This is a genomic window from Streptomyces sp. CB01373 (assembly GCF_002803075.1).
Taxonomy (GTDB): domain Bacteria; phylum Actinomycetota; class Actinomycetes; order Streptomycetales; family Streptomycetaceae; genus Streptomyces.
Genome location: NZ_NNBK01000002.1, coordinates 52688 through 70208, shown reverse-complemented (window position 1 = coordinate 70208; position 17521 = coordinate 52688). Strand labels below are relative to the sequence as shown.

13 protein-coding genes are annotated in these 17521 nt (G+C 71.2%); 7 read left to right on the top strand and 6 right to left on the bottom strand.

Annotation, left to right across the window (positions count from 1 at the left end):
* Positions 1-43: 43 nt before the first annotated feature.
* Positions 44-1285, top strand: a complete 1242-nt coding sequence (locus CG719_RS02585) for a GNAT family N-acetyltransferase (protein WP_100566825.1) — start codon at positions 44-46, stop codon at positions 1283-1285.
* Positions 1286-1295: 10 nt separating this feature from the next.
* Here the strand turns inward: CG719_RS02585 and CG719_RS02580 are convergent, their stop codons facing one another.
* A complete protein-coding gene (locus CG719_RS02580; protein WP_100566824.1) occupies positions 1296-2114 on the bottom strand; it encodes an Fpg/Nei family DNA glycosylase in 819 nt (272 codons plus the stop codon).
* Positions 2115-2273: 159 nt separating this feature from the next.
* The gene (locus CG719_RS02575; RefSeq protein WP_100566823.1) at positions 2274-2759 is read right to left on the bottom strand and encodes a ribose-5-phosphate isomerase; all 486 of its coding nucleotides are present in this window, start codon (positions 2757-2759) and stop codon (positions 2274-2276) included.
* A 219-nt stretch (positions 2760-2978) separates the two neighbouring features.
* On the opposite strand from CG719_RS02575, the gene CG719_RS02570 reads away from it, so the two are divergent.
* Positions 2979-4412 (top strand): amino acid permease, encoded by a 1434-nt coding sequence (locus CG719_RS02570; protein WP_100566822.1) that lies wholly within the window; start codon positions 2979-2981, stop codon positions 4410-4412.
* Between the two features lie 126 nt (positions 4413-4538).
* Here the strand turns inward: CG719_RS02570 and CG719_RS02565 are convergent, their stop codons facing one another.
* Complete coding sequence (locus CG719_RS02565) at positions 4539-5120, bottom strand: biotin transporter BioY (protein WP_100566821.1); 582 nt, start codon at positions 5118-5120, stop codon at positions 4539-4541.
* Between the two features lie 363 nt (positions 5121-5483).
* On the opposite strand from CG719_RS02565, the gene CG719_RS02560 reads away from it, so the two are divergent.
* Complete coding sequence (locus CG719_RS02560) at positions 5484-6866, top strand: amino acid permease (protein ID WP_100566820.1); 1383 nt, start codon at positions 5484-5486, stop codon at positions 6864-6866.
* Positions 6867-6948: 82 nt separating this feature from the next.
* Here the strand turns inward: CG719_RS02560 and CG719_RS02555 are convergent, their stop codons facing one another.
* A complete protein-coding gene (locus CG719_RS02555; protein ID WP_100566819.1) occupies positions 6949-7623 on the bottom strand; it encodes a mycothiol-dependent nitroreductase Rv2466c family protein in 675 nt (224 codons plus the stop codon).
* Positions 7624-7758: 135 nt separating this feature from the next.
* Here CG719_RS02555 and pepN point away from each other — a divergent pair, with 135 nt between their 5' ends.
* Both pepN and CG719_RS02545 read left to right on the top strand, forming a co-directional pair.
* Positions 7759-10359, top strand: coding sequence for an aminopeptidase N (pepN, locus tag CG719_RS02550; RefSeq protein ID WP_100566818.1), 2601 nt, complete (start codon positions 7759-7761; stop codon positions 10357-10359).
* A 203-nt stretch (positions 10360-10562) separates the two neighbouring features.
* The gene (locus CG719_RS02545) at positions 10563-11624 is read left to right on the top strand and encodes a hypothetical protein (RefSeq protein ID WP_100566817.1); all 1062 of its coding nucleotides are present in this window, start codon (positions 10563-10565) and stop codon (positions 11622-11624) included.
* Positions 11625-11705: 81 nt separating this feature from the next.
* Here the strand turns inward: CG719_RS02545 and CG719_RS02540 are convergent, their stop codons facing one another.
* On the bottom strand, positions 11706-12152 hold the full coding sequence (locus tag CG719_RS02540) for an NUDIX hydrolase (protein WP_100566816.1): 447 nt from the start codon (positions 12150-12152) through the stop codon (positions 11706-11708).
* A gap of 319 nt (positions 12153-12471) precedes the next feature.
* Here CG719_RS02540 and CG719_RS02535 point away from each other — a divergent pair, with 319 nt between their 5' ends.
* Both CG719_RS02535 and CG719_RS02530 read left to right on the top strand, forming a co-directional pair.
* The gene (locus tag CG719_RS02535) at positions 12472-15798 is read left to right on the top strand and encodes a S8 family serine peptidase (protein ID WP_100566815.1); all 3327 of its coding nucleotides are present in this window, start codon (positions 12472-12474) and stop codon (positions 15796-15798) included.
* A 198-nt stretch (positions 15799-15996) separates the two neighbouring features.
* On the top strand, positions 15997-17013 hold the full coding sequence (locus CG719_RS02530; protein WP_100566814.1) for an aspartate-semialdehyde dehydrogenase: 1017 nt from the start codon (positions 15997-15999) through the stop codon (positions 17011-17013).
* Here the strand turns inward: CG719_RS02530 and CG719_RS02525 are convergent, their stop codons facing one another.
* Positions 17014-17514 carry a DUF1203 domain-containing protein gene (locus CG719_RS02525; RefSeq protein WP_100567164.1) on the bottom strand — a complete coding sequence of 167 codons (501 nt, stop codon included), beginning with the start codon at positions 17512-17514 and terminating at the stop codon, positions 17014-17016.
* Positions 17515-17521: the final 7 nt, after the last annotated feature.

The window sequence follows — 17521 nt, the reverse complement described above, 5'->3', positions numbered from 1 at the left end:
AAATTCGTTCGCCCGTTCCGTTGCGCGCTGGTAGGCATGGCGCATGGCGACTGAGCATGCGACCGGGCCGAGGGTGCTGCGACGCGACGAGTGGAGCCCCTGGTACGACAACCTGATCCGCGCCTTCGGAGGGATGCCGGAGCTGGACGAGGAGCGGGAGGTCTGGAACGCCCTGACCGAGCTCGACCGTTCGCTGGGTGTCTGGGACGGGGACACGTGCGTGGGCACGGCGGGGGCGTTCAGCTTCCGGATCACCGTGCCGGGCGGCGACCTGCTGCCGGCGGCCGGCGTCACGATGGTGAGCGTGGCCGCCACGCACCGGAGGCGCGGTGTGCTGACGTCCATGATGCGGCGGCAGTTGGACGACGTGCGCTCCTGGGGCGAGCCGCTGGCGGTGCTGACCGCCTCCGAGCCCGCGATCTACGGCCGCTTCGGGTACGGCGCGGCGACCTTCCAGCTCGCCGCCGAGATCGACACCGGCCGGGCCGGTCTGACGGTCCCGGCCGGCACGGACGACGTACGCCTGCGGTTCGCGGCGCCCGCCGACGCGCTGGACGACTGCGAGGCGGTCTACGCGCGGCTGGTGCCCGGGCGGCCCGGCATGCTGGCCCGGCAGCCCGGCTGGGAGCGGGTGGCGCTGCTCGATCCGGAGAGCGCCCGGGACGGTGCCTCGCCGCTGCAGTGCGTGGTCGCCGAGCGGGCCGGCGAGATCACGGGGTACGCCCGCTATCGCGTCAAGTCCGGCTGGGGCGTCGGCGGGCCGGAGGGCACGGTGCAGCTCAGGGACCTGGCCGCGCTGGACCCGGCGAGCGACGCGGCGCTGTGGCGCTTCCTGTTCGGCATCGACCTGACCTCGACGCTGACCGTGCGGGGGCAGCCGGTCGACGACGCCTGGCAGTACCTGGTGTCCGACATCCGGCGGTGCCGGCCGCGGCTGAAGGACTCGCTGTACGTACGGCTCGTGGACGTGGGGGCGGCGCTCGCCGCGCGGACCTACCAGACGCCGGTGGACGTGGTGCTGGAGGTGGCGGACGACTTCTGCCCCTGGAACGCAGGGCGGTGGCGGCTGACCGGGGACCCGAAGGGTGCCTCCTGCGAACGCACCTCGGACGCGGCGGAACTCTCCCTGTCTGTACGGGAGTTGGGAACGGCCTATCTCGGCGGCGTGCCGCTGGCCGGGCTGGCGGCGGCCGGGCGGGTACGGGAGCTGCGGCCCGGGATGCTGGCCCCGGTGTCGGTGGCGTTCGGCTCGGCGGTGGCGCCGTGGCTGCCGCACGGGTTCTGAGACGGCCGTCTCATCCGGCCCTCGCGGGCTGCTGGCAGGTGGGGCACCAGAACAGGTTGCGGGCGGCCAGGCCGGCGGTGCGGATGTCCGCGCCGCAGATGTGGCAGGGCAGGGCGGTGCGGCGGTAGACGTAGACCTCGCCGCCGTGGTCGTCGACGCGGGGCGGGCGGCCCATGGCCTCGGGGGTGTGCTCCGGGCGGACGGTGTCGATGCGGTTGTTGCGGACGCCCTCGCGCATGAGGGCGACAAGGTCGGCCCAGATGGCGTCCCACTCGGCCGGGGTCACGTCGCTGCCGGGGCGGTAGGGGTCGACACGGTGCCGGAAGAGGACCTCGGCGCGGTAGACGTTGCCGACGCCCGCGACGATCTTCTGGTCCATCAGCAGGGCGGCGATGGTCGTACGGCTGCGGCGTATGCGGGCGTAGGCCAGGTCCGGGTCGGCGTCGGGGCGCAGGGGGTCGGGGCCGAGGCGGTCGTGCACGGCCTGCTTCTCGGCGTCGTTGATCAGGGCGCAGGTGGTGGGGCCGCGCAGGTCGACGTACGAGGCCGTGTTGGCGAGGCGGAGGCGGACGGTGTCCGTGGGCGGGGGCGCGGGGGCGTCGCCGAAGGCGACCTTGCCGAAGAGGCCGAGGTGGATGTGGATCCAGTCGCTCTCGCGGAAGCGCAGGAAGAGGTGTTTGCCGTGGGCTTCCGTGCGGGTGAGCTCCGCGCCGGTGAGGAGGGGGGCGGCGGTGAACTTGCCCTGGGGGCTGGTGACGGTGGTCCGCCGGCCTCGGAAGCGGGCGGCGTAGTCCTGCGCCAGGCGGTGGATGGTGTGCCCCTCCGGCACGGGTGTCCTCTCTTGTGGTTTTTTGCCCGCCCACCCGCCGGTCTCGGTGGGTGGAGGCGCGCCGGACCCGGGGCTTTGCCCCGGACCCCGTTTCCCACCCATCCGCCCGACTCGGTGGGTGGAAGGGGGGACCCGGGGGCGGGGCTGCGTCCCGGAGTTCTACTGCTGGGGGTGGTGGGGCGGGATCGGGGGGAGGTCGCCGGTCGACTCGTAGGCCTCGAGCATCTCGATGCGGCGGATGTGGCGCTCGTCGCCGGAGAAGGGCGTGCCGAGGAAGGTCTCGACGAACTTCGTCGCCTCCTCCTCGGTGTGCATGCGCGCGCCCACCGCGACGACGTTCGCGTTGTTGTGCTGGCGGCCGAGGGAGGCCGTCTCCTCGCTCCAGGCGAGGGCCGCACGCACGCCCTTGACCTTGTTCGCGGCGATCTGCTCACCGTTGCCGGAGCCGCCGATCACGATGCCGAGGGAGTCCGGGTCCGCGGCCGTGCGCTCCGCGGCGCGCAGGCAGAAGGGCGGGTAGTCGTCCTGGGCGTCGTAGATGTGGGGCCCGCAGTCGACGGGGTCGTGGCCCGCCGCCTTGAGCCACTCGACGAGGTGGTTCTTGAGTTCGAAGCCCGCATGGTCGGAGCCGAGATACACGCGCATGGTCCGAGTGTGACACGGCGGAATGCGGGCGGCAGAGTCGGGTCAGCGCACTATCACACCCGCGAGAAAGAAATACCTATACCTTTGAAACCTCAAAAAAACCTCAAGTAACAATTACATTTCGAAGGTTCACGGATTCCAATGCCTCCGATTCACTGGACCATCCCGTACACCGCTCGTGCGGGGGACCGCTCCACCAGAGCAAAGGAATTTCCGTCCATGACTAGTTCGGGGCTCCAGGCCGGGCTCAAGAACCGCCATCTGTCGATGATCGCGATCGGCGGCGTCATCGGCGCCGGCCTCTTCGTCGGTTCCAGCTCCGCCATCGCCACCGCCGGACCGGGCATCCTCCTGTCCTACGCCCTCGTCGGCACGCTCGTCGTCCTCGTGATGCGCATGCTCGGCGAGATGTCCGCCGCCAACCCCACCTCGGGCTCCTTCTCCGCGCACGCCGACCGGGCGCTCGGCCGCTGGGCCGGGTTCTCCATCGGCTGGCTGTACTGGTTCTTCTGGGTCGTCGTGCTGGCCGTGGAGGCGACCGCGGGCGCCAAGATCCTCTCCGAATGGGTGCCGGCCGTGCCCCAGTGGGGCTGGGCCCTCATCGTCATGGTGGTGCTGACCGCCACCAACCTCGTCTCCGTCGGCTCCTACGGGGAGTTCGAGTTCTGGTTCGCCGGGATCAAGGTCGTGGCGATCGGCGCGTTCATCGTCATCGGCGGACTGGCCGTGTTCGGCCTGCTGCCCGGCGCGCACAGCGACAAGGCGGGGCTCGGCAACCTCACCGACCACGGCGGATTCCTGCCGAACGGGCCCGGCGCCATCCTCACCGGTGTCCTGCTCGTCGTCTTCTCCTTCATGGGCAGCGAGATCGCCACCCTCGCGGCGGGCGAGTCGGAGGACCCGCAGCGCGCCGTCACCAAGTCGACCAACAGCATCATCTGGCGTATCGGCGTCTTCTACCTCGGCTCCGTGTTCGTCGTGGTCGCCCTGCTGCCCTGGAACGACAAGTCGATCAGCGAGAAGGGCTCCTACGTCGCCGCCCTCGACTCCCTCGGTATCGCGCACGCCGGTCAGATCATGAACTTCATCGTGCTGACCTCGGTGCTCTCCTGTCTCAACTCCGGCCTCTACACGGCCTCCCGGATGGCCTTCTCGCTCGGCGAGCGCGGGGACGCGCCGAAGGCGTTCGCACGGACCACCCGCCGCGGTGTGCCGATGGCCGCGATCGTCTCCTCGGTCGTGTTCGGCTTCGTGGCCGTGTTCTTCAACTACAGGTTCCCGGACTCGGTGTTCCTGTTCCTCGTCAACTCCTCCGGCGCGGTCGCCCTGTTCGTCTGGCTGGTGATCTGCTTCTCGCAGCTGCGGATGCGGAAGATCATCCAGCGGGAGGCGCCGGAGAAGCTGGTCGTGAGGATGTGGCTGTACCCGTATCTGACGTGGGCGGCGGCCGCGCTGATCGTCTTCGTCTTCGGCTACATGCTCACCGACACCGAGCACGACGGCCGCGAGACCGTACTGCTGTCGATGCTGGTCGCGGCCATCGTGCTGGCGATCTCCTTCGTCAAGCAGAGGCTCGACAAGGGCCGTGCTGCGGCCGCGACCCCGGCCGCAGAGGAAGCCGACGAGGAGACCGAGAAGGTCGCCACCGGCTGACGACGGCCGGGACGGGAAACGACGAAGAGGCCGGCCGGTGGACGTCACGGAGCGACGTCCACCGGCCGGCCTCTTGCGCAGGCTTCCGCGGATCGGCGGAGAACTACGGCACCGGGAAGGGTGCGGTCACTTCCCGGCCAGCTTCCAGGCGGTGGGCAGCAGGCCCATCGCCAGGGCGGCCTTGAGGGCGTCGCCGATCAGGAACGGGGTGAGGCCGGCGGCGACCGCGGCGGACGCGGACATGCCGGTGGCCAGGGCCAGGTAGGGCACTCCGACCGCGTAGATGATCGCCGTGCCCAGCACCATCGTGCCGGCCGTGCGCCAGACGTTGCGGTCGCCGCCGCGGCGGGCCAGGGCGCCCACGACGGTGGCGGCGAGCAGCATGCCGAGGACGTAGCCGAAGGAGACGGAGCCCGCGCCCGAGGCACCGCCCGCGAACCACGGCACGCCCGCCGCGCCGGCGAGCACGTAGAGCGCGAGGGCGACGAGACCGCGGCCGGCGCCCAGCGAGGTGCCCACGAGCAGCGCCGCGAAGGTCTGGCCGGTCACCGGCACCGGGGAGTGCGGCACGGGCAGCGAGATCTGGGCGGCCAGTCCGGTGAGCGCGGCGCCGCCCACCACGAGGGCCACGTCCCGGACACGGGACGCCGGCAGCAGGTCGGCGAGGACGACCCCGGTACGGGTGGGGGTGGCGGCAGCGGTGCTCATGGGGACTCCGCGAGTTGAGGGCAGTTCGGGACAGCGTGACGCTATCCCAGCGGTGGCGCGGCGATCACCGTCAGCGGTCGACAAGGGGGGAGCGGACGCTTGGTCCGTTTCACACAAAGAAAGGTCCGCACACCCGGTGGGACGTGATGCCGGTCACTGAGGTGGCGCGGTTTCCGCCACGTGCGAGGAGGGGACGGCGACTGTAGGGTCCCGCCAAACGCCCGAGTCGCCCGCTCCGGTAGTCGGCACCTCACTCCCCGCACACGGCGCGTCCGGATCGTGAGCGGCCGCTCCGGCGCGCTGGGGCGGCCGCCCAGACTGTGGGAGTTTTCGCACCTCCCCCCAACCGGACGAGCCGCCCCCATGCCAAGCAGCACCACGGTCGAAACGCCCCCGCAGGCGGACGACGTCTCCCTGTCCCACGGCCTGAAGCAGCGCCATCTGTCGATGATCGCCCTGGGCGGTGTGATCGGCGCCGGCCTCTTCGTCGGCTCTGGCGCGGGCATCGCCGCGGCCGGCCCCTCGATCGTCGTCGCCTACGCCCTGTCCGGCGCGCTCGTGATGCTGGTCATGCGGATGCTCGGCGAGATGTCGGCGGCGTATCCGTCGTCGGGCTCGTTCTCCGCGCACGCCGAGCGGGCGTTCGGTCCATGGGCCGGTTTCACCGCGGGCTGGTCGTTCTGGGTGCTGCTGTGCACCGCGGTCGGTCTGGAGGGCATGGGCGCCGCGAAGATCGTCACCGGTTGGCTGCCGGGCACACCGGAGTGGGTGTGGGTGGCGCTGTTCATGGTGGTGTTCTGCGGCACGAACCTGGCCGCGGTGAAGAACTTCGGCGAGTTCGAGTTCTGGTTCGCCGCGCTGAAGGTCGGCGCGATCACCCTGTTCCTGGTCCTCGGTGTGCTGGCCGTCGCGGGCGTGCTGCCCGGCACCGACTCCCCGGGCGCCTCGAACCTCACCGACTTCCTGCCGCACGGCGGCCACGGACTGGTCGTCGGCCTGCTCGCCTCGGTCTTCGCCTACGGCGGCCTGGAGACGGTCACCATCGCGGCCGCCGAGTCGGAGAACCCGGTGCGCGGCGTGGCGAGTGCCGTGCGCACGGCGATGTGGCGCATCGCGCTGTTCTACGTCGGCTCCATGGCGGTGATCGTCACGCTCGTCCCCTGGGACTCGGGGGAGGTCGTCGGGAAGGGCCCGTACGTCGCCGCGCTGGACCACCTGGGCATCCCGGGCGCCGGTCAGCTGATGAACGTGGTGGTGCTGGTCGCGCTGCTGAGCGCGATGAACGCCAACATCTACGGCTCCTCGCGCATCGCGTACTCGCTGGTCGAGCGCGGTCAGGGGCCGAAGGCGCTGGCCAGGGTCACCGGCGGGGTGCCGCGGCGCGCGGTGCTGGCCAGCTCCGTCTTCGGTTTCGTCTGCGTGCTGCTGAGCCACTGGCGCCCCAACGACGTCTTCCCCTGGCTGCTGAACATGATCGGCGCGGTGATCCTCGTCGTCTGGATCTTCATCGCCGTCTCGCAGCTGCGGCTGCGCCGCAGGCTGGAGCAGGAGGCGCCGGAGAGGCTGACGGTCCGGATGTGGGCGTTCCCGTGGCTCACCTGGGTGGCCCTGGCCGGCATGGCGGCGGTCTTCGCCCTGATGGCCGTGGAGTCCGGCACCCGGGTGCAGCTGTACTCGACGGGCGGCATGACGCTGGTCCTGGCGGCTGCCGGGTACCTCCGGCAGCGCCGGCGCGCCCGGAGCTGACACGGCGCGGAACACCGCCGGCCGGAGAGGGAGAGGCCCCCGCGAGTACGCGACCCGCGGGGGCTTCCGCCTGCCGGACGGGTCACAGGTTGCTGAAGTCAGGCCCCACCGTGCGGGTGCGCTTGATCTCGTAGAAGCCCGGGACGGAGGCGACCGCGAGGGTGCCGTCCCAGAGGCGGGCGGCCTGCTCGCCCTTGGGGGTGGGGGTGACGACCGGGCCGAAGAAGGCGATCTGCTCGCCGTCGGGACCGGGAACCGCGATGACCGGGGTGCCGACGTCCTGGCCGACCTTCTCGATGCCCTCCTTGTGCGAGGCGCGCAGTTCGGCGTCGAACTCGAAGTTCTCCTGGTCGGCGTAGTCGATCAGGTCGGCGGGCAGGCCCACCTCCTCGAGCGCGGCGACGAGGGCCTCGCGGGTGGGCCCCTCGCCGCGGTTGTGGAAGCGGGTGCCGAGCGCGGTGTAGAGCGGGCCGAGGACGTCCTGGCCGTGCTTCTGCCAGGCCGCGGTGACCACGCGCACCGGCGCCCACGCCTTGGTGGTCAGCAGCTCCCGGTACTCCTCGGGCAGTTCGTCCAGCTTCGGCTCGTTGAGCACCGCGAGGCTCATGATGTGCCAGCGGACCTCGATGTCCCGCACCTTCTCCACTTCCAGCACCCACCGGGACGTCATCCAGGCCCAGGGGCACAGCGGGTCGAACCAGAAGTCGACGGGAGTCTTGCCGGACGACGGGGTCGCGGCGGAGGCGGTCTCGGACATGGCTCTCCTCGGTAAAGGGTCGTTGAACTGCCAACATCGACGGTCGGGCACGGCATTCCCGGCTGCCGCGCCGCATATCCGCATGGCAGGATCGATGCTGTCCACATCGTGAAAACATCCGAGGGAGTGCCGCCTGTGCCCGGTGAGAATCTGTCCCGCGACGAGGCCCGGGAGCGGGCCGCCCTGCTGTCCGTCGACGGGTACGAGGTGTCCCTGGACGTGCGGTCCGCGGTGGGCGAGGACACCGGGGACGGTCCGCGGACGTTCCGGTCCGTGACGGCCATCCGGTTCCGCTGCAACGAGCCGGGCGCGTCGAGCTTCGCCGACCTGCTCGCGCCGAGCGTCACCGCCGTCTCGCTCAACGGCAGGGACCTCGACCCCAGCGAGGTCTTCGACGGCTCCCGGATCCTCCTGGAGGATCTGGCCGCCGACAACGAGCTGGTCGTGGACGCGCAGTGCGCCTACTCGCGCACCGGCGAGGGCCTGCACCGCTTCGTCGACCCGGAGGACGGCGAGGTCTACCTCTACACGCAGTACGAGCCCGCCGACTCCCGCCGGGTCTTCGCCAACTTCGAGCAGCCCGACCTCAAGGCGCCGTTCCGCTTCGAGGTGCGGGCGCCCGAGGACTGGACGGTGTGGAGCAACGGGGCCGGCGAGCGGCACGACCAGGTGTGGCGGTTCGCCGAGACCAAGCCGATCTCGACGTACATCACCTGCGTGGTCGCGGGTCCGTACCACCACGTGACGGACTCCTACGAGCGGGTGTTCGAGGACGGTACGAGGCTGGAGATCCCGCTGGGCGCGCTGTGCCGCAAGGGACTCGCCAAGCACTTCGACGCCGACGACGTCTTCCTGGTCACCAAGCAGGGCCTGGACTTCTTCCACGACCACTTCGACTACCCGTACCCGTTCGGCAAGTACGACCAGGCGTTCGTGCCCGAGTACAACCTCGGCGCGATGGAGAACCCGGGCCTGGTCACCTTCCGGGAGGAGTACATCTTCCGCGGGAAGGTCACGCAGGCCTCCTACGAGGCCCGGGCCAATGTGATCCTGCACGAGATGGCGCACATGTGGTTCGGCGACCTGGTCACCATGGAGTGGTGGGACGACCTGTGGCTGAAGGAGTCCTTCGCCGACTTCATGGGCTCGTTCTCGCTGGTCGGCGCGACCCGCTTCACCGACGGCTGGATCACCTTCGCCAACCGCCGCAAGGCGTGGGCGTACCGCGCCGACCAGCTGCCCTCCACGCACCCGGTCACCGCGGACATCCGCGACCTGCAGGACGCCAAGCTGAACTTCGACGGCATCACCTACGCCAAGGGCGCCTCGGTGCTCAAGCAACTGGTGGCGTACGTCGGCCAGGACGCCTTCCTGGAGGGCGCGCGGCGCTACTTCAAGCGGCACGCCTACGGCAACACCCGGCTGGGCGACCTGCTCGCGGTGCTGGAGGAGACCAGCGGCCGGGACATGGGCGCGTGGGCGCGGTCGTGGCTCCAGACGGCCGGGGTCAACTCGCTGACCCCGCAGGTGGTGCTGGGCGCCGACGGCCGGATCGAGGAGCTGGCCGTGCTCCAGGAGGCCTCTGTCATTGCCCCGGCGGACCACCCGGAGCTGCGCCCGCACCGGGTGGCGGTGGGCCTGTACCAGCGCTCCCAGGTGGGTGCGCTGGAGCGGTACGCGCGCGCCGAGACCGACGTGGCCGGCGCCCGTACGGTGGTGTCCGAGCTGGCGGGTGCGGACGCGCCCGATCTGGTGCTGGTCAACGACGACGACCTGACCTACTGCAAGATCCGCTTCGACGAGACCTCGCTGGCGACGCTGCGGGAGCACCTGGGTGGCCTGACCGATCCGCTGGCCCGCGCGCTGTGCTGGTCGGCGCTGTGGAACCTGACCCGGGACGCGCTGCTGCCGGCGCGGGACTTCGTCGGCCTGGTGCTGCGCTTCGCCGGCCGGGAGACCGACATCGGCGTGCTCCAGATGCTGCACGCCTGGGCGGAGTCCGCGCTGGTGAACTACGCGGCGCCGCAGTGGCGGGAGACGGGCGGGCGGGCGCTGGCCGAGGGTGCGCTGGCCGAGCTGCGGCAGGCCGAGCCGGGCAGCGAGCACCAGCTCGCGTGGGCGCGTTTCTTCGCCACGGCGGCCTCGGCGCCGAACGACCTGGAGCTGCTGAAGGGTCTGCTGGACGGCGCGGAGGAGATCGCCGGCCTGGAGGTGGACCAGGAGCTGCGCTGGGCGTTCCTGGAGCCGCTGGCGGCGCACGGGGTGGCGGACGAGAAGGCGCTCGCCGCCGAACTCGCCCGGGACGACACCGCCTCCGGCAAGCGGCACCAGGTGCGCTGCCTGGCCGCGCGGCCCTCGGCCGCCGTCAAGGCGCGGGCCTGGGAGCAGGTGGTGGACTCGGACGCGCTGTCGAACGCGCTGGTGGAGGCGACGATCGCGGGCTTCGGGCAGTCCTCCCAGCGGGAGCTGCTCGCGCCGTACGCGCCGAGGTACTTCGAGGCGATCGAGCGGGTGTGGACCGAGCGGTCCATCCAGATCGGCATGGACGTCGTGCGGGGGCTGTTCCCGGCGCTGCAGGACTCGCCGGAGACCCTGCGGGCGGCCGACACGTGGCTCACCGCGCACGAGGGGGCCGCTCCCGCGCTGCGCCGCCTGGTGCTGGAGGCCCGGGACGACCTGGCCCGTGCGCTGCGCGGACAGGAGTGCGACGCGGCGGCCGGAACGTCCTCCGACTGACACGTGGTTCTGGCCAAGGGTCGGGCGTGCGGTAACTGTTACAAGATGCGTGCCCGGCCTGCCGTAACCCCTGGTCCACCCGCGAGGGGACCAGGGGTTTTCGGCATCCGAACAACCGTCCTTTAGGGCGAACTTGTCCAGATTTGCCAACGGGCGTGTAACAGCGGTTAACGGCCGCACACGGTGCGGGAAACGTGCCGGACATGAACCACGAAACCCCGCTCTCCCCCCGCCCCCTGCACCACCTCGCCGAGGCCCCGCGCCGGGTCCTGACCACCGCTCAGCTGCGCGAGCACGGAGTGTCGGCGGCCGAGGCCGCCGCACGGTGCCACGCCGGCGGGCCCTGGCAGGAGTTCCTGCCGGGGGTGTTCCTGCTCCATCCGGGCCCACCGACCAGTGAGGAACGGCTGCACGCGGTGCTCCTGTACGCGGCGCGCGGACCGCTCCCTCGCGCGGCCGCCGGGGTGCCGGCGCAGCCGACCGCCCAGGGCCCGCACCGGCCGGTGTACGCGGAGGCGATGGTCACCGGTCTCGCGGCGCTCACCCTGCACGGACTGGACGCGTCGCCCGGTCTGCCGGCGCTGGAGAAGATCGACGTCCTGGTGGAACGCGGCCGGCGGCTGCGCTCGGCCGGCTGCGCACGGATCGTCCGCACGGCCGGCCTGCCCGCCGCCGAGGCGGTCACGGGCCTGCCGGTGGCCCCGGTGCCGCGCGCCCTGGCGGACGCGGTGGCCGGTCTGTCCGACGCGGGCACGGTACGGCGGCTGCTGACCGAGGCGGTGCGCGGAGGGTACTGCGAGCCGTCCGCCGTGGTCCGCGAGCTGGCCGGGGCCGGGCTGCTGAGCCGGCCGCACGTGGTGGACGCGGTGGACCTGCTGCTGGCCGAGGGGCGGGCGCTCGCGGAGGACCGGCTGTACCGGATGGTGCGTGAGCACGGCCTGCCGGACCCGGTCTGGAACGTCGACCTGCGGCTGCCGGGCGGCCCGCTGCTCGGCGGCGTGGACGCGTACTGGCCGGAGCAGGCGGTCGCGCTGGAGCTGGACACCCGCGCCCACCGCCAAGGGGGCCGGCCGGACGACGAGGCTGTGGTCTCCGAGTACACCGGCAAGCGCGAGCACCTGGAACGACTGGGCATCACGGTCGTCCACCTGACCCCCAGAAAGCTGCGCGAGTCCCTGGAGCAGCAGGCGACGGTCGTCCGCACCGCCCTGATGGCGGCCACCGACCGCGACCCGGCCGCATACGTGGTCGCGCTCCCCCGGTAGTGACCGGACGTCCACCGGGGACGCACCAGGAGGGGAGAGGAGGGGCCGCCGGATTCCGATCCGGCGGCCCCTCCTCGTCCGTCAGGCGGGGTTTCCCGCCGGCGGGCGGGCGTGCCACAGGTGGAGGCCCACGTCGACCAGGCCCACCCGGGGGAGGGCGGACACCGCGGGCAGGGGGTGCCAGGCCGCCCGGTCGGTGGAGCCGGCCGTCTCGTGGCGCAGTTCGCCGCCGGTGACACGGGCCTCGTAGAGGATGCGCAGGCCGTGGAAGTCGGCCTGGGCGCCCTGGGGGCGCGGGTAGTGGCGGCGGACGGAGTCCAGGCCCAGAAGGGCGACCGGTTCGACGGTGTAGCCGGTCTCCTCCTCGGCCTCGCGCACGACGGTGTCGTAGGGGTTCTCGCCGTGCTCCATGCCACCGCCGGGCAGGGTCCACCGCCGGGTGCCGTCGCCCGCCACCCAGCGGGCCAGCAGCAGCCGTCCGTCCCGTACACACACGGCGTAGGCCGCCACCCTCAACTCCTGATTCATGGGGGGACGTTACGGCAGGAAGGGGGCTGTCCGTAGCGAATCGGCGAGGTCCGCGGGCCCGGTGCGACGCAGGGTGAACGCCCGTGAACACAGGGGCGGTTGCACGCCCGCGCCACCGGGAGAAGCGCCACGGTTTGGGCCCCTATGCCCCTCGTGGCGCATGGCGGAAGTACGCCATGCGTCCATCCTGTCAGGACCAACTCTCGTCAAACATCTTTCCTTTAGGTAAAGCTGAGCGATCATCCGACTCCGAAATTCGGACGATCGCGATCGACCCCGATCGCACCTCGCTTGGTTCCTTTACCTGCAAGGGATGCCGATGACCCCCGACCCCCAGCGCGCACCGCTCACGAGCGCGAGACGCCTGGCCCGTATCGCCATGGCCGCCGGCGTGGTGGCCGCGCTCTCCGTGGCCGGCCCGATACCTCTGGCCGTCGCCCAGGACGGCCCCGCGTCCACCGACCCGGCCGTCAAGCCGGCGGGCGACAAACTCGGTTCGGCCGGTGCCGAACTGCTCGCCGAGGCCAAGGCCGAGGGCGCCAAGAACGTCACCATGATGATCGCGACCGAGCCCGGCCAGACCGCGCAGGTCGCCAAGCAGCTGAACGCGGTCGACGGCGGCGCCGTGGGCCGCACTTACGACAAGCTCGGCTACGTCCGCGCCACCGTGCCGACGGGCAAGGCGGACTCGGCGATCGCCGCCGCCGCGAAGCTGTCCTCAGTGCAGGCCATCGACCTCAAGCAGGACATCCCGCTCGACGACCCGCGGCCCGAGGCGGACTCCCCCGAGGGCAAGGACAAGGGCAAGGGCAAGGACAAGGGAACTTACCCGGCGCCGGACAAGAACACCCCTGCCGAGAACCCGTACAACCCGTCCTTCGAGACGGGCGCCGTCGACTTCGTGAAGAAGAACCCGAAGGCGGACGGCCGCGGCGTGACCATCGGCGTCCTCGACTCGGGTGTCGACCTGGGCCACCCCGCCCTCCAGAAGACCACCACCGGCGAGCGCAAGATCGTCGACTGGGTCACCGCCACCGACCCGATCGTCGACAGCGACGGCACCTGGCGCCCGATGACCACCGGCGTCACGGGCCCCCAGTTCACCGCGGGCGGCAAGACCTGGAAGGCGCCTGCGGGCAACTTCCTGTTCAACACCTTCAGCGAGTCCGCCACCAAGGGCGGCGACGCCGACGGCGACCTGGACCGCGACGGCAGGACCACCAGCGTCTGGGGCGTCCTGTACGACCCGGCGAACGGCACCGTCCGCGTCGACCTGAACAACAACAACGACTTCACGGACGACGTTCCGATGAAGCCGTACAAGGACGGCTACCAGGTCGGCTACTTCGGCCAGGACAAGAAGGACCCCGCGACCGGCGCGGACATGCGCATCCCGTTCGTCGTGGAGATCCGCAAGGACGTGGCGATGGACCCCTACGGCGGGTCCTGGGTCGGCAAGAAGGCCGACTTCGTCAACATCGGCGTGATCGAGTCCGAGCACGGCACGCACGTCGCCGGCATCACCGCCGCCAACAGCCTGTTCGGCGGCAAGATGAACGGCGCCGCCCCGGGCGCGAAGATCGTCTCCTCCCGGGCCTGCAACTGGAACGGCGGCTGCACCAACGTCGCGCTCACCGAGGGCATGATCGACCTCGTCGTCAACCGCGGCGTGGACATCGTCAACATGTCGATCGGCGGCCTGCCGGCGCTCAACGACGGCAACAACGCCCGCGCGCAGCTCTACACGCGGCTCATCGACACCTACGGCGTGCAGCTCGTCATCTCGGCGGGCAACAGCGGTCCGGGTCTGAACACCATCGGCGACCCCGGCCTGGCCGACAAGGTCATCTCGGTCGGCGCGACCATCTCCAAGGAGACCTGGGCCGCCAACTACGGCTCCGTGGTGAACAAGTCGTACTCGATGATGCCGTTCTCCTCGCGCGGTCCGCGTGAGGACGGCGGCTTCGCGCCGATCATCTCGGCGCCCGGTGCGGCCATCAACACCACCCAGACCTGGCTGCCCGGCGGCCCGGTCGCCGAGGCCGGCTACTCGCTGCCGGCCGGCTACTCGATGCTCCAGGGCACCTCGATGGCCTCCCCGCAGGCGGCCGGCGCGTCCGCGCTGCTGCTGTCGGCGGCCAAGCAGAAGCACATCGACCTGCCCCCGGCGAAGCTCCGCACCGCGCTGACCTCGACCGCCCAGCACATCAAGGGCGAGCAGCCGCACAGCGAGGGCGCCGGCCTGATGGACATCGTCAAGGCCTGGAAGTCGATCGAGAAGGGCGCCTCGGCGCACGAGTACACGGTCAAGGCCCCGGTCAGCACCTCGCTGTCCTGGGCGCTTGCCACGCCGGACTTCGGCACCGGTCTGTACGACCGCGAGGGCGGTCTGAAGAAGGGCCAGAAGAAGACCTACGACGTCCAGGTCACCCGGACGACGGGCGCGGCCGGTTCGGTCAAGCACCACCTGAGCCTGAAGAACGACGACGGCACCTTCAAGATCGTCGGCTCGCACGAGGTCTCGCTGCCGCTGAACAAGCCGGTGACGGTCAAGATCGAGGCGCGTCCCGGTTCGGCCGGCGTGCACAGCGCGATCCTCGAGGTCGACGACAACCGCACCGAGGGTGTGGACAAGCAGATCATGCTGACCGTGGTCGTCGCCACGGACATCGCCAAGCCGTCCTACACCTACTCGGTGTCGGGTGTGGCGCAGCGCAACAGCACCGAGTCGTACTTCGTGACGGTCCCCGAGGGCGCGAAGACCCTCGAGGTCTCGATGAGCGGCCTCAAGGACGGCAGCCAGACCCGCTTCATCGCGATCCACCCGTACGGCACCCCGGTGGACAACACCTCGACCCCGTACTGCTACCCGAACTACAACAACCCGGCCAACACCTGCCGTCCGGACGTTCGTTCGTACGCCAAGCCGATGCCGGGCGTCTGGGAGATCGAGGTCGAGGCGCGTCGTACCTCGCCGCTCCTTGACAACCCGTACAAGCTGAACGCGGCCGTGTACGGCCTGGACTTCAGCCCCGCGGTGCAGACGGTCGACGAGGCGAAGGCCGGTACGCCGACCCCCGTGTCCTGGACGCTGACGAACAAGCTCGCCGGTCTTGACGCCCAGCTCAAGGGCGGCTCGCTGGGCTCGTCGAAGTCGGACCGTCCCGGCATCCGTGACGGCGAGGAGCAGACGATGACCATCGTCGTGCCGGCCGGTGCGGAGCGCCTGGACGTCGCCATCGGCAACGTCTCGGACGCCGGTGCCGACCTGGACCTGTACGTGTACAACGCCGCCGGCACGCGCGTCGCCTACTCGGCCGCGGGCGGCTCGGAGGAGTCCGTCTCCATCGCCAAGCCCGCCGCGGGCACGTACACCGTCCTGATCGACGCCTACTCGGTGCCGGCCGGCACCACGGCCTACGACTACCGGGACGTGTACTACTCGGCGGCGCTCGGCTCGGTCAAGGTCGACGAGTCGAAGGTGTACACCCTCGCCCCGAACGGCACTGCGCAGATCTCCGCCGACGTCGTCGCGAACCAGCCGGCCCCCGCGGGCCGCGAGTTCTTCGGCGAGGTGCAGGTGCTGAACACCCGTGGCACCGCCGCGGGCCTCGGCAGCGTGAAGATCGGCAAGGTCGTCCAGTAACGGCGGTCTCCACCTCCGGAACGTGACGGCGGGGCGGGCTCCATACGGAGCCCGCCCCCTTGCGTTTCCGGTGCGGCCCGTCCACCGGGCCGTCCCACTCCGTGGGCAATGATTGGACAGACGGACCCAGGACAGACGCATGATGGAACCGTCCTGCGCGTACCGCGTACGCAGAGTGAATGAGCAGAAGGAGTCACCGTGAGGATCGGAATCGTCGGAGCCACCGGTCAGGTCGGCACGGTCATGCGCGGGATCCTCACGGAGCGCGACTTCCCGGTCACCGAGCTGCGCCTGTTCGCCTCGGCCCGATCGGCGGGTTCGGTCCTCGACGGGGTCACGGTGGAGGACGCCGCCACCGCGGACTACACCGGCCTGGACATCGTGCTGTTCTCGGCGGGCGGCGCGACTTCCAGGGCGCTGGCGGAGAAGGTCGCCGCGCAGGGCGCCGTGGTGATCGACAACTCCTCGGCGTGGCGCAAGGACCCGGATGTACCGCTGGTGGTGTCCGAGGTGAATCCGCACGCGATCACCGACCGCCCCAAGGGCATCATCGCCAACCCGAACTGCACGACGATGGCCGCGATGCCGGTTCTCAAGCCGCTGCACGCGGAGGCGGGCCTCACGGCGCTGGTCGTCGCCACCTACCAGGCGGTGTCCGGATCGGGCCTCACGGGCGTCGCCGAGCTGCACGGCCAGACCATGAAGGTCGTCGCGGAGGCCGACCGGCTGACCCACGACGGCGCGGCCGTGGACTTCCCCGAGCCGTCCGTCTACAAGCGCCCGATCGCCTTCAACGTGCTCCCCCTCGCGGGCAACCTCGTCGACGACGGCCTGAACGAGACCGACGAGGAGCAGAAGCTCCGCAACGAGTCCCGCAAGATCCTGGAGATCCCGGAGCTGAAGGTGTCCGGCACCTGCGTGCGCGTGCCCGTCTTCACCGGCCACTCCCTCCAGGTCAACGCCCGCTTCGCCCGCCCGCTCGGCGTGGAGCGCGCGACCGAGCTGCTGGGCGGTGCCCCCGGCGTCGCCCTCTCCGACATCCCGACGCCGCTCCAGGCGGCCGGACAGGACCCGTCCTACGTCGGCCGGATCCGCCGCGACGAAACGGTGGACAACGGCCTGGCCCTGTTCATCTCCAACGACAACCTCCGCAAGGGCGCGGCCCTGAACGCGGTGCAGATCGCGGAGCTGGTGGCGGCGGAGCTGAAGGGCTAGTCACTGGCCCCTGCGCACCTCGTAGAGGAAGCAGCCGTACTCGACGGCCCGGACGTGGACGAGCGCCACGGCCGGGTCGTCGAACGCTTCCGCGAAGGCCGCGTCGAACCGGGCGGCGCCCTCACCGACCAGCCGCCCGCCCAGGATGCGCCCGTCGGCGCCGTAGCGCCGGACCACACGGTGGGCGTTGCTGAACGGACGGCTCTCGCCGGCCGGCCCCGCGCACTCCCGCGCGTGGATGAAGACCGGCCCCTGCTCGTCGTACGCGCCCGGGGCGGCGCCCGTCTCCGCCGCCCAGCGCCGCAGCGGGGCGTAGGAGACCAGCGCGATCCGCTCCCCCGGCTCGCTCCTGCGCAGGCAGCAGCGCAGAGGCGCGCCGCCCTCCTCGTCGGTGTACGGGGCCGCCGGGCGTCCGGCGTCGTCCCGCTCCCGCAGCCGCGCCAGCACCGCCGGGGCGATGGCACGTGCGCTGTATCCCGTCGTTCCGCTCACTGTCGTCATGCCCCCA

Coding starts and splice junctions, on each gene's coding strand:
- CG719_RS02585 (WP_100566825.1), top strand. CDS start 44: ATGGCGACTGAGCATGCGACCGGGCCGAGGGTGCTGCGACGCGACGAG.
- CG719_RS02575 (WP_100566823.1), bottom strand. CDS start 2,759: ATGCGCGTGTATCTCGGCTCCGACCATGCGGGCTTCGAACTCAAGAAC.
- CG719_RS02570 (WP_100566822.1), top strand. CDS start 2,979: ATGACTAGTTCGGGGCTCCAGGCCGGGCTCAAGAACCGCCATCTGTCG.
- CG719_RS02565 (WP_100566821.1), bottom strand. CDS start 5,120: ATGAGCACCGCTGCCGCCACCCCCACCCGTACCGGGGTCGTCCTCGCC.
- CG719_RS02560 (WP_100566820.1), top strand. CDS start 5,484: ATGCCAAGCAGCACCACGGTCGAAACGCCCCCGCAGGCGGACGACGTC.
- CG719_RS02555 (WP_100566819.1), bottom strand. CDS start 7,623: ATGTCCGAGACCGCCTCCGCCGCGACCCCGTCGTCCGGCAAGACTCCC.
- CG719_RS02545 (WP_100566817.1), top strand. CDS start 10,563: ATGAACCACGAAACCCCGCTCTCCCCCCGCCCCCTGCACCACCTCGCC.
- CG719_RS02540 (WP_100566816.1), bottom strand. CDS start 12,152: ATGAATCAGGAGTTGAGGGTGGCGGCCTACGCCGTGTGTGTACGGGAC.
- CG719_RS02535 (WP_100566815.1), top strand. CDS start 12,472: ATGACCCCCGACCCCCAGCGCGCACCGCTCACGAGCGCGAGACGCCTG.
- CG719_RS02525 (WP_100567164.1), bottom strand. CDS start 17,514: ATGACGACAGTGAGCGGAACGACGGGATACAGCGCACGTGCCATCGCC.